This is a genomic window from Methanospirillum hungatei, from assembly GCF_020216685.1.
Classification (GTDB): domain Archaea; phylum Halobacteriota; class Methanomicrobia; order Methanomicrobiales; family Methanospirillaceae; genus Methanospirillum; species Methanospirillum hungatei_B.
This window is the reverse complement of record NZ_JAIWNS010000183.1, coordinates 1-10,745: the sequence shown is the minus strand read 5'-3', so window position 1 is coordinate 10,745 and position 10,745 is coordinate 1. Positions and strand designations below refer to the sequence as shown.

The window sequence follows — 10,745 nt, the reverse complement described above, 5'->3', positions numbered from 1 at the left end:
CGCATACCTGTAACCATTCAATGGCTGAAATATTTAGAATAATACATCCATCAGGATGATTATCCCCATGATGAGCATGATAACACCGATGATGATTCGAAGCAGACTCTTCCTTTCATCTCTCCATGAATTCAGTCTATCAGGAGAGAGCCCGAAGATGACCAGGAGAAGTATTGCAATAAGCGGGATAACTACAACGAAATTATATGCAAGAAGATACAATAAGCCGGACTGGAAATCCTGATAGATCATTCCGAGAATTGAGATGTAGATCCCGACTGTGCAGGCCATACCATAGAGACCTGTCAGGGCACCCACAATAAAACCAGCTGGAACACTTGCAATCTTCAGGTACTTTGATATGGAGCTCTTTTTTGATTGAGGGATAGAGAAGAGTGCTTTTGGGTTTTTCACGAGGCCGTCTTTTATCTGGAACAACCCAGCTATGATGGCAATAATTCCTGCTGCTATGAGAAAAATATGTGCAACTCCGGGTATCTGAATGACGGAGAAGATAGCAAATCCTGATAATACCCTGATCAGGAAGAATGCACATATATATGCCGAACCGACAAGCAGAATGGTCTTCCTGGAGTCTGATGCCATGAGTGAGACCAGCAGAAGAGCAAGAACCAGAAGCCCGCATGGATTAAATCCTTCTCCAAGAGCTGCCAATAAAAGGATTACTGGATTGACCGTGATGGTTTCTAAACCCGGAGTACTATTTTCCACAAATTCAGGTGCTTCATGATTCTCAATCTTCTGGGCCTTTTGCTCAAAATCTGAAAATATCGCCTCTTCACCGATGAGGGCCTCCTCTCCAATAAAAATAACCGGGACGAATAATGATTTGTCCTGATGTATCTTCCTGAATGTCTCAAACAGGAGAATGTCATCCTGGTTGTCGCCGATATTGTGATACTGGATACGAACGTCCGGATGGGCTGTCTCATATTCCTCAATAAAGGGCATAACCTTATGACAGGAGGAACAGAGAGGGCTGTAAAAGAAATGTATCGCTGATGAATCAGAAGAGATTGACGAGGAGTTTGAAGGATCTGCAGTACATGCTCCGCAGAAAAGAAGAAATAACAAGCAAAAGAATATTGCGCCGATATGAATCCTGGATCTGGAATGTATTATTGATATAATCATTTTACTACTCTATCTTCTTTTTTAACCATTACGTTTCTGGTTTGAGACCAGTACTGGGTATACCTAAGGATGATTCAATAATTATTGAAATATTGATTGATATAAATATACCGGATTATAAATTTGTTTTTATAATCACCCTGGCATCAGTCTCTTATGAAGATACATTGTCAGCCAGGTACCTGCAATGGTAAACAGGATGAGGACCACGAAATCACTATAGATTAGGAAAAATTCGTATTTGTGAACGAATACCGGACAATATCTACGATATATGTCAACGGAGAGAACTATCCAAGCACCTGACCCCTGGCAGGCATCTCTCCAGGGAAATATTGCCGGAGATTAACAATTCATCAGTACGCCTTAATATATCCGGTTTTGAGAGATTATAGAGTTCTCCCATAAGGATCATATTCTGCTTGGCCGAGAGATCGATATATGCATTCGAGGTCTCCGGAACCACTCCAAACCTCTGTTTCACATATACCGGATTTCATATCCAAGGATGGTCGCAGTCCCGCTGTTTGAAGGAAGAACTCCGGTAAGCATCCGTGTGGTCGTGGTTTTTCTTGCACCGTTCTGTCCAAGGAACCCGAATATTACTCCCTCGCTCACTTCAAATGAGATGTGATCCACTACTCTGTTATTTCCAAAGATCTTGGTCAGACCTTCTGCCCGGATTACTCCTGTCATAATCTCACATCATACATCTTCCCGGATCCCAAGGAGCATCATTCGCTTTGAACACTGAATGCCCCGATCTTCCGCTTTACCTACCGAAACCATGTGCATTGGTTTTACTTCATGATTTATTATGCCTGAAGTGATGATCCCTTCTCCTTCAAGGACAACAAATACAATTGCATATGCTTCCAAAGTTTCTTCAGGAACCTCAGGCATCTGTCCGAGGGGGGCTATGAGTTCAGTGAATTTTTTCCGTATATTTTCCGGACAAGACGACCCAAATACCACTGGATTGTATCCTTCATTCACATATGAGGCAGCATTTGGGATCATTCGAATGACAGGACGTGATGCTCCGGTGAACTGGTTTATGGTTGCAATTTTTATTTTCGGTGCCAAAGATACGATGGTGGTCTGTTCTCCAAGGAAAGGAACAATGTTATGGAGCATTTCTCCAACCACCGGTGGATGAAGGCTGATAAAGAGAAAATCAGCGCTGCTCATCGATTCATCAACCTGGTTTTTTGCTTCGATGGTAGGGAATTTTTCTGCAAGTTTTTTCAGGACATCTGGATTGGTATCAGTTACAATGATTCGTTTCGGAAGACAATTCTTTCTGGCAAGGCCTTCAAGGAGGATTCTGGTAACCCGGCCGGCTCCGATACAGGCGATAGTTGTTGTCATGGTTCTCTCACCAGTGTTTCAAAATTATTTGAACTTGATGACATATATAGGAACCAGTAAGATTTCAGAAATGTATGATCGTTTATCCAATCAGAATAAGGATAATTCGTTCCCTTATATCCTGAACGGTAATAAAAAAACAGATATACAGATACATCACTCAAAAAAGATCAGATGGATCTGATTGCCTGCATACATCCCTCCCACATTTCAGGATTTACACTTTTTATCGCAGCAAGCAGAGCTTCAAGATGGATGATTCCTGCCTTCTCCTTATCGCAGGTCTTTCCAAACCGGGGAGCCCTGCAGTTATGGCCGATAGAGATGGCAAACCGGTTCAGCGTCTCATGATCGATCTCCTGTCCGTTTAGTTCATGGGCAGCAGCTTGTGTTGAACCACACGGGGATCCACGAATCGGATGACACCAGACCATACGGTCTCCGTCCAGAATCAGATAAAAAACCGGCCTCCCAAATATTTTTGCATACTCATTGATCTGCCAGAATGAAGTATTCGGGAGGAGAGAACACATCGTCTCTGGTCCTATCACCGCCGGATTATACAAACGAGCCTGGGCAAGAAATCCAGGTCCGAGATTCACGCCGAGGAGAACAGGAACACCGGTTTTCACCAGTTCCATCGCGATATCCGGGTGCCGGAGATATGAGAGATACAGATCACAGGAGGGAAGAGAAAGGGAGATATCATCAACGACCTGAGAAGAAGGAAACGGGAGCAGGATCCATTCGGTAGGGAACCATTTCCGAATCTGCTCATATGCCCGTTCACCATACTGTCCATCACTGACAATCCCAATCTTCATTCACTCTAGTTTTACTGAATAAAAATTCATGACGTTCACCTTTATATACTCATCCAGTGATGGCTAACATATACAGCTGATGGATCACCGGAGGCTGGCACAATTACCAGGACGTGTTACTGATGTCTGAACTCCACAAGAAAATGATCAAAGAGGCCATGGCGGCTCAACATGCCGATGTAGAGACTGTAAAGAAAAAACGCGGGGAGAATTTCGTAATTGACGATGCACAACCCTATCTTGACGCCGTCAAGAAGATGAAACCCGTTGCAGATCAGTCTCCCTCGGTATTTCAATTACATACCGAATCTGTAAAGGCACATTTTGACATTCTAAAAGACCTTACGAAGACTATCAGACCCGAGGATGATCCATTCGTAGAGCATTATCAGACTCCGGTCATTCTGGAAATTCTCTGCAAGGAAGATCCCAAATTTGCAAAAAGTGTTGAGACCTTTGTTGGAGCAATTAAGAAATCTGAGTCACTAATCGGTCGTGAATCGGCACGGAGATATGGAGGGTTTTACGGTCCGACATGTGTTGTGGATTTTGCCCTCATACCTGGTTCGACCAGTAATGTTGTGAACCGGATTCTGACCAAGACTAATATTCCGGCGGATCATAAACAGGCAATTCTTGCGGCAAAATCATGGGGGATGAACACATCGTATGGTATTGGTGATGTGTTTGCTCATGAAGTTGAGAAAGGGGAATCGCTCACTGAAGCGGTGAAAAAAGAAATCGGTATGCTGCAGGCGATTTATGAACACCCGGTAAAAGCGCAGGCTGAACTTATGGATTCTGTTGGTCAGAAATCCTTTGATCACCGAAAATATATGGAGTCATACCGCACAAAGATGGCCCCTGTGGTAAAGGCTGCCATGGATGAGGGTGTTCACTATGGGAATATCGTTACCATTCCGGCGTATTGTGTCGGTGATATCGCCCATCATATCTCACAATCCACGTTCAATATGTGTAAGGACGATGTTGTCATGGCTGCCATTGAGGCAACTACGGCGGTGATGGAATCCACTCTGAAGAAAGCAGAAGGGAAGATTAAAAATGAATATGATCTTCTTGGTCTTGCAACCGGTGCTTCTGCTTGTGCGGCTGAATATATTCTGGAACTTGATGGGTTCAACGCGATTATGATTGTGGACCTTCTCACGAAACGGTATCATAATTATGTTCAGCTCTATCCTACCCGGAGTGCTGCAGTAGAGCTCCACAATTGTGATTTCATGGACATGATTTATCGGGGATGGAAATACCTGGATAAAGCACGTCGGATGCAGAGTAGTGGCGAAGGAATCCCCTCGCCGAAAGTGGGTGGATTGCCGGTTGATCTCTCCCCGATTCATAAAAATGATGTTCTCATGAACCCACAACGGTATGCCTATCCTGCCTGTGCCATGACCGTTCGCATGTCTGCCATGATGCGACTTGCCGATTATCCTTGTCTCCTGACCAGTGAGCCGGTGACTGCTACCTTAATGACGAATATTATTGCTCTTCATAAAGAGACGGTTGCAGCTCCGGCACGGATTTGCAAGGATTGTGCATCAGCTGCACTGATGGATTTCCGTCATTGTTACTGCCAGTGGAAAGAAGCCGTGTAATCAGCCAGAGGTTGAGAATGAAGTGTTACGTGTGTGCAAAAGAAGGAAAGAATACCGATGCAGTTGGGATTTGTATTGTCTGCGGAATGGGACTATGCATGGACCATGTTATCCGGGAAGATATTGATCTCATGGAGGGAGGATATCCCTTCCCGGTAAAAAAGACCGGAAAACGATTGCTCAGAATTCTCTGTCCGGAATGTGCTGCTGCATATAAGAAGGAGTAAAAATGTCACTGTTACAACGATGTGTCGCAGAAGGAGTGGGAACCGGGATTCTGGTATACTTTGGTGCCGGTGCAGCGGCTATGACCCTGATGATTGCACAGGGTACAAACCCTGCTACCGATTTTAATATTGGAATCGGTGCACTTGGCGGCCTTGGTGACTGGTTTGCTATCGGTATGACCTTTGCCATTGCCATCGCCGGGTGTATCTATGCTCTTGGGAGAGTATCCGGATGTCATATCAATCCGGCGGTGACCATAGCCCTTGGGGTAACGAAACGATTTCCAGCAGGGGAGATTATTCCGTATGTGATTGCACAGTGTCTGGGTGCAGTTCTCGGAAGTCTGCTTTTTGCAGCGACCGTCGGCATGGATGCAGTTCTGGTTGGAGGATTAGGGGCAACTGCACCGTTTCCAGGAATATCATATGAACAGGCTATCCTGGCAGAAGCTATTGGAACATTTCTGCTGATGCTCGTGATTATGGGGGTTGCTGTAGATACTCGTGCTCCACCAGGGTTTGCCGGGTTAATTATTGGTCTTACCGTTGGGGGTATAATAACCGCCACAGGGAATATTGCAGGAGCATCACTGAATCCGGCACGGACCTTTGGTCCATATCTGGTTGATCTTGTACTGGGTGGGAAAAATTTCTGGATATATTTTCCCATCTATGTTATCGGTCCGATTATCGGAGCTGTGGTTGCAGTGTTATTGTATGCATACCTCACTTCAGAGATTGAAGAGAGTACGTAAATTCCTTTTTTTTGAGATAGCCTGTCCGGAATGTTTCAGGATTGTCTGATAGGATGGATTAAGCATCTCCGGACATTGGATATGGGGGTAAATGAAATGTATTCAATGTAATGAAGGGGTAACGGTTGATGGTTTAACAACTGTCGCATATGAGAAAAATGGTGTTGCGTTTCTTTTCAGATCCGTTCCTGCTATGATCTGCCCGGTATGTAATGAAGAATATGTATTAGAGATTCAGAACAGAATAGAAATACCTCTATTTTCCTTCTTTTCCGTTCAATCTTCTCTACATCGCCACGAATCTCCCCTGAACTAATACTCAAGGTGGTAGAAAAATACCAATGGCTTTGGAATCTTCGAGGAGCATCCCACTGGCCGTTTCTCTTCAGTTATTGAACCAAGAGTCAATTCTGCCAAAAAGATTGATGTTTTATGCTTTTTTATGAAATCTTCGAGTTCTGTTCGTGCATCCGATTCACACATAAACTCTTTTAAATTAAGAACATCCAAATCCGTTATAAATTTACTGCGTTCATCGTTCAGATGTCGTTCAAGATGTTTCTTTGCCACTTTTTTTCAGAAAATATGAACTCACATCTTTAATATATCAAGCGAAGACCAACCTTCACAAATTTCCGATTCATTTAGGGGGAGAGTAGAACGTGAACTTTAATCGAATAGAAGTTGGATTGCCACATAAGTAAACGATTTAAGTAATTCACGGAGGTAGATGAATGCCCCGGTATCCAGGGAATGAATTCTCAATCAAAAATCCAAAACCAGAATAAATGCCGAAAAAAAAAAAAATAAAAATTTATCTAATATTTTTCTCCTCAATTTCATTAAGGAATTCAATCAAGTTTTCCCTGACCACCACATAAGCAGGTCCACCTCCGAATTCAATCCCAATAGAAGCGGCATCAAGGATTTCTTCCCTATTGGCACCAGCCTTGTAAGCATTTAAAGCATGAACTGCAAGACAGGGAACACAGCATCTAGAAACTGATAATCCTATTGCAATTAATTCTTTATATTTAACGTCAAGTGCACTTGGAGTATAATATTCCTTCATCAGGGAAGAAAATCCTGCAAAAAGAGTCGGGGCCTCCTTTTGAAGAATATCTGCATTTTTCTCCCTTTTTTCTATTATTTCAGTTAATCTCCCAGTACTATATGAACGTGAAGAGATTTTTTCAGGTGACATCATATCTTATTAAGATGAGTATCATGAATACTTTTCGATTGACATCAGATCCTCATCTGATGAATAAATTGAATTAAATTGATGGAAGATTGGGAAAATGAGAATATGAGCGGGAAGAAGAATTAATCCGCTGTTATTTTTTCTTATCCAATTTCCTATGATTGCGCTAATCTATTTGTTGATCCTATTTATAATCGAGTCATATTCCTAAATAAAAGCCGAAACTTTGTTACTTTATCTTGTCGAATAGCCAGGTTAGGTTACCCTAACCCAGCCTTCCAGGGACGGATCGTGCGATTTTCACTGTAATCCGCTCAAGTTTTTCACTACCCGCTTTTATAGGCATAATGAAAAAACATCCGTATCGATCTTTGCTTTGAGAGGAACACTCCTTTTCTGTGTTCAAAATACTCGGTATCAATGAACGGATTTACATCCAGTTTAATGAATTTCCGGTATTCGATTTTGGTATTGGAGAAGTTTTCAAGAGTAAAAGTAGAGGTTTTAAGGACTGTTTTCGGGTAAGTTTTCTGGCAATCCATATCTTTCCTTTGTTATTATGGCGGCGTTTTGCTTATTTCCACAACATATTTCGAACAATCCAGTCAAGTCTCCCAAAGGTCACGCTTGATAACACCGTCCGGTGGTACATTGCCCATCCCTTGATAATAGGATTGAGGGCTTTGATAAGGTCTTCCTGTTTCCATGCCTTTGCCGACTTAATAATGGTCCTCACTTTATCTACGATTGCAGCAATAGCTTTCTTAGACGGTTGTATCAGGAGTAATGAACGCAATATCAGTATCTCCCTTTTCATCATACTTCATGTAGTTACGAGCCCAGACTGTTTATCATGATATGCACAGAGAAAAAATTAAATCTTCTTGCAGATATAATTTATTAGGCCTTACCTTTTGAGTCTCGAACTCGTTTTAAAGGGGGGCCATTGTTTTTTGATCATCCGATTCTGCTTCATGTATCTCTTCAATAATACACCGACGGTTTTCTTAATCCAGAAGACTGACAGTGATAATATTTGAACATCGGTCCCGGATGTGAACTCCCTCATCTTTCCTGTTTATACAATACCTTCCGATCGCTCCTGCTTCTCATACATGACCTCGTTATGATGTTCTCTTCCGGTTCTCCTGGATCACCTCCTGATTGAAAGCAGAATTCCCTCTTCTCATTCTCTTAACTCACCCACATAGTCTCGTCAATTTACTGCTCCCCTCCCTCCCCAGAGTGAAGCATGGCGGAAAAAAGGATATCTTTTCTGCATGTGTGAAGCAGTTGCTTCACAGTCAAAAACCGCGAATACTCACGTAATGGAGTATATGTACACATATATATTATTATAAGATCTATAGTGAAGCAACTCGTGTACTCACGAATAACTCTGAATCATCATCAGCGACCAGATGAAAATGTATATGAGACTGCCGGTTTTCCGCATCAAAAAACCAATATTGCGATAATAACGTTAAATTCTAAATCGGAATGATAAAAACGAGCGGATCTTTTCTGCACACTGCTTCACATTGCTTCATTCTGCTTCACTATGCAGAAATTTTGCCGCACTCCAGCTTCTTGAATTACAGAGTATAGAGTCCGGATACTCTTGTTCATCATGAGGATCAACTTTCAGTCCTCTCTTTCTGACCCTCTCGTGCGGGAAAAAGGCAGTACATATTCTGCAGATTCACAAATTTAATACGAGACAACATGAAGATATGAGAAACAGTGGAACAAAAAATGGAAAAAATTTTTTAACGCCGAAAGGGAGATTTGAACTCCCGAGGTGTTACCACCAGTGGTTTTCAAGACCACCGCCTTCCCGGACTAGACTATCTCGGCACCTATACATGTCTGTATATCAACTTTAAAAATATATTCCCAAAGCTCCGATCAATACCCGTATATTCTTTCACATTTCACCTGAGAGGAGAGGGATTATTCTGCACACATCAGTAACCGTAACCGGTATCAGGGGACTTCCCTTGATTCAAAAAGGAGATGACCTTCCCCGCCTGATAATTGAAAAATGCGCTTTGGAAGATGGAGATATCATCTGTATTGCAAGTACAATAATCTCAAAGGCAAAGGGATACACCCGGAATTTAAAAGATATCACACCTGGTGACCGGGCAACACGGATTGCACAAAAGACCGGGGAGGACCCCCGCTTTATCCAGGTCGTCCTTGATCAGGCCTGTGATGTTCTCATTGAAACACCATTCACCCTCACTGAAGTACCCTGCGGCCATGTGGGAGTCAGGTCAGGAGTGGACGCAAGCAATGTTGAGGACGGCCTTGTTATCACCCTTCCTGCAGATCCCATGAAGGAAGCTGAGGAGATCAGAGATGAGATAAAAGACCTCACCGGGAAGAGCTGTGGGATCATCGTAACTGACACCTGTGGCAGATCATTTCGGCGTGGACAGACCGGTCATGCTATTGGCTGGAGCGGGATGTCAGCCATCAGAGACTTCCGCGGAGATAGTGATCTCTTCGGTCATACCCTGGAGATAACTGAAGAAGCGGTGGTTGATGAGATCGCCGGATTTGCAAATCTCATCATGGGTGAGAGCAATAACGGAGTGCCTGCTGTTCATTTCCGTGGTATACCTGCATGGACCGGACACAATGAAATCTACTTCAGGGAAGGAGAAGACATCATCAGGAAAGCGTTAAAAAAAGTGTAAAAGATCAGAATGAAATCATATTCAGGACGAAGATTGCAACACCACATATAACCGCCGCAGCCAGAACTGCATAGGGGCTGATGTGGACTGCCCGCCGGTCTTCACTGTCATAATAATTGACGAGACCAGCAGATGAGATTAATCGTCCACCTGCTTTTTTTGCCATAATCTATATCTGACCGATGAATTATATAAAAGACAAGGCCGGCAATATATCATGATAAAAGAGTATTCGGTATCAGGGACTGCTCTGACAGGTGAAACCCTTGAGGCGCGGGACGTTACCATCGTTGTTCAGGACGGCATCATCACCGCCGTGGAGGAGGAATCATCTGTCCCGGACCGGTGGATCTGTCCTGCTTTTTTCAATGCTCATACCCATCTTGCTGATACGGTTGCGATGGATCTGCCGTGTACCGGGACACTTGATGAACTTGTCACGCCTCCCCACGGACTCAAGCACCAGATACTTGCAAAAACTTCAGAGGCCCGCCTTATATCGGCAATGAGAGATTCCATAACTGAGATGATCCACTCCGGAACAGCAGGGTTTGCTGATTTTCGGGAAGGGGGAAAAACAGGAGTTCTGGCATTACAAGAGGCAGCATCCCTAATGCCCATACGTCCAATCATCCTGGGACGTGAAGGTGGAGAGGAGATAGCCGATGGAGCAGGGATTAGCAGTGCAAGGGATGTTACCCGGTCCATGGAGATCGCTGACCTGATGAAAAAGCAGGGAAAGATTGTCGGGTTTCATGCGGGTGAAAAAGATAGTGATGATATTGATGCTGCATTAGAGACAGACCCTGATCTTCTGGTGCATTGTACCCATGTAACCAGATCCCAGATCCGAAGAATTGCCGATGAAGGAATACCGGTGGT

Annotated in this window: 13 protein-coding genes and 1 tRNA gene; 6 read left to right on the top strand and 8 right to left on the bottom strand. The window is 43.5% G+C overall.

Translation table 11 applies throughout. From position 1 onward, the window contains the following. Positions 1 to 33: 33 nt before the first annotated feature. The 4 genes from LDL35_RS11415 to LDL35_RS11400 all read right to left on the bottom strand — a co-directional run bounded on the left by LDL35_RS11415 (position 34) and on the right by LDL35_RS11400 (position 3,350). Positions 34 to 972, bottom strand: a complete 939-nt coding sequence (locus LDL35_RS11415) for a hypothetical protein (RefSeq protein WP_304022505.1) — start codon at positions 970 to 972, stop codon at positions 34 to 36. Between the two features lie 663 nt (positions 973 to 1,635). Beyond that, positions 1,636 to 1,851, bottom strand: coding sequence for an ATP-binding cassette domain-containing protein (locus LDL35_RS11410; protein WP_304022503.1), 216 nt, complete (start codon positions 1,849 to 1,851; stop codon positions 1,636 to 1,638). A 9-nt stretch (positions 1,852 to 1,860) separates the two neighbouring features. Further along, the gene (locus tag LDL35_RS11405) at positions 1,861 to 2,526 is read right to left on the bottom strand and encodes a pyrroline-5-carboxylate reductase (protein ID WP_304022502.1); all 666 of its coding nucleotides are present in this window, start codon (positions 2,524 to 2,526) and stop codon (positions 1,861 to 1,863) included. Positions 2,527 to 2,696: 170 nt separating this feature from the next. Continuing rightward, a complete protein-coding gene (locus LDL35_RS11400) occupies positions 2,697 to 3,350 on the bottom strand; it encodes a DUF166 family protein (protein WP_304022501.1) in 654 nt (217 codons plus the stop codon). 122 nt (positions 3,351 to 3,472) lie between these two features. On the opposite strand from LDL35_RS11400, the gene LDL35_RS11395 reads away from it, so the two are divergent. The 4 genes from LDL35_RS11395 to LDL35_RS15375 all read left to right on the top strand — a co-directional run bounded on the left by LDL35_RS11395 (position 3,473) and on the right by LDL35_RS15375 (position 6,270). Then, the gene (locus tag LDL35_RS11395; protein WP_304022500.1) at positions 3,473 to 4,972 is read left to right on the top strand and encodes a DUF2193 domain-containing protein; all 1,500 of its coding nucleotides are present in this window, start codon (positions 3,473 to 3,475) and stop codon (positions 4,970 to 4,972) included. Between the two features lie 17 nt (positions 4,973 to 4,989). Next, complete coding sequence (locus LDL35_RS11390; RefSeq protein WP_304022499.1) at positions 4,990 to 5,199, top strand: DUF2180 family protein; 210 nt, start codon at positions 4,990 to 4,992, stop codon at positions 5,197 to 5,199. A gap of 2 nt (positions 5,200 to 5,201) precedes the next feature. Beyond that, complete coding sequence (locus LDL35_RS11385; RefSeq protein ID WP_304022497.1) at positions 5,202 to 5,954, top strand: MIP/aquaporin family protein; 753 nt, start codon at positions 5,202 to 5,204, stop codon at positions 5,952 to 5,954. Positions 5,955 to 6,045: 91 nt separating this feature from the next. Next, positions 6,046 to 6,270, top strand: coding sequence for a type II toxin-antitoxin system MqsA family antitoxin (locus LDL35_RS15375; protein WP_369694922.1), 225 nt, complete (start codon positions 6,046 to 6,048; stop codon positions 6,268 to 6,270). A gap of 498 nt (positions 6,271 to 6,768) precedes the next feature. Here LDL35_RS15375 and LDL35_RS11380 read toward each other — a convergent pair whose 3' ends face one another. The 3 genes from LDL35_RS11380 to LDL35_RS11370 all read right to left on the bottom strand — a co-directional run bounded on the left by LDL35_RS11380 (position 6,769) and on the right by LDL35_RS11370 (position 9,015). Next, entirely contained in the window at positions 6,769 to 7,161 is a 393-nt protein-coding gene (locus LDL35_RS11380; protein WP_304022496.1) for a carboxymuconolactone decarboxylase family protein, read from the bottom strand. Between the two features lie 571 nt (positions 7,162 to 7,732). Further along, positions 7,733 to 7,978, bottom strand: a complete 246-nt coding sequence (locus LDL35_RS11375; protein ID WP_304022495.1) for a group II intron maturase-specific domain-containing protein — start codon at positions 7,976 to 7,978, stop codon at positions 7,733 to 7,735. 953 nt (positions 7,979 to 8,931) lie between these two features. Then, positions 8,932 to 9,015: transfer RNA gene (locus LDL35_RS11370), tRNA-Ser, on the bottom strand. Positions 9,016 to 9,116: 101 nt separating this feature from the next. On the opposite strand from LDL35_RS11370, the gene LDL35_RS11365 reads away from it, so the two are divergent. Continuing rightward, entirely contained in the window at positions 9,117 to 9,863 is a 747-nt protein-coding gene (locus tag LDL35_RS11365) for a coenzyme F420-0:L-glutamate ligase (RefSeq protein WP_304022506.1), read from the top strand. Between the two features lie 4 nt (positions 9,864 to 9,867). Here the strand turns inward: LDL35_RS11365 and LDL35_RS11360 are convergent, their stop codons facing one another. Further along, positions 9,868 to 10,029: a preprotein translocase subunit Sec61beta gene (locus LDL35_RS11360; protein WP_304022494.1), complete on the bottom strand. Its 162-nt coding sequence runs from the start codon at positions 10,027 to 10,029 to the stop codon at positions 9,868 to 9,870. Positions 10,030 to 10,080: 51 nt separating this feature from the next. Here LDL35_RS11360 and LDL35_RS11355 point away from each other — a divergent pair. Beyond that, a partial coding sequence (locus tag LDL35_RS11355; RefSeq protein WP_304022492.1) for an amidohydrolase family protein occupies positions 10,081 to 10,745 on the top strand: 665 nt, incomplete at its 3' end.

What these genes read in the sequence shown, in the direction of transcription:
- LDL35_RS11415 (WP_304022505.1), bottom strand. Translation starts at nt 972, where the DNA reads ATGCCCTTTATTGAGGAATATGAGACAGCCCATCCGGACGTTCGTATC.
- LDL35_RS11410 (WP_304022503.1), bottom strand. Translation starts at nt 1,851, where the DNA reads ATGACAGGAGTAATCCGGGCAGAAGGTCTGACCAAGATCTTTGGAAAT.
- LDL35_RS11405 (WP_304022502.1), bottom strand. Translation starts at nt 2,526, where the DNA reads ATGACAACAACTATCGCCTGTATCGGAGCCGGCCGGGTTACCAGAATC.
- LDL35_RS11400 (WP_304022501.1), bottom strand. Translation starts at nt 3,350, where the DNA reads ATGAAGATTGGGATTGTCAGTGATGGACAGTATGGTGAACGGGCATAT.
- LDL35_RS11395 (WP_304022500.1), top strand. Translation starts at nt 3,473, where the DNA reads ATGTCTGAACTCCACAAGAAAATGATCAAAGAGGCCATGGCGGCTCAA.
- LDL35_RS11390 (WP_304022499.1), top strand. Translation starts at nt 4,990, where the DNA reads ATGAAGTGTTACGTGTGTGCAAAAGAAGGAAAGAATACCGATGCAGTT.
- LDL35_RS11385 (WP_304022497.1), top strand. Translation starts at nt 5,202, where the DNA reads ATGTCACTGTTACAACGATGTGTCGCAGAAGGAGTGGGAACCGGGATT.
- LDL35_RS15375 (WP_369694922.1), top strand. Translation starts at nt 6,046, where the DNA reads ATGAAATGTATTCAATGTAATGAAGGGGTAACGGTTGATGGTTTAACA.
- LDL35_RS11380 (WP_304022496.1), bottom strand. Translation starts at nt 7,161, where the DNA reads ATGATGTCACCTGAAAAAATCTCTTCACGTTCATATAGTACTGGGAGA.
- LDL35_RS11375 (WP_304022495.1), bottom strand. Translation starts at nt 7,978, where the DNA reads ATGATGAAAAGGGAGATACTGATATTGCGTTCATTACTCCTGATACAA.
- LDL35_RS11360 (WP_304022494.1), bottom strand. Translation starts at nt 10,029, where the DNA reads ATGGCAAAAAAAGCAGGTGGACGATTAATCTCATCTGCTGGTCTCGTC.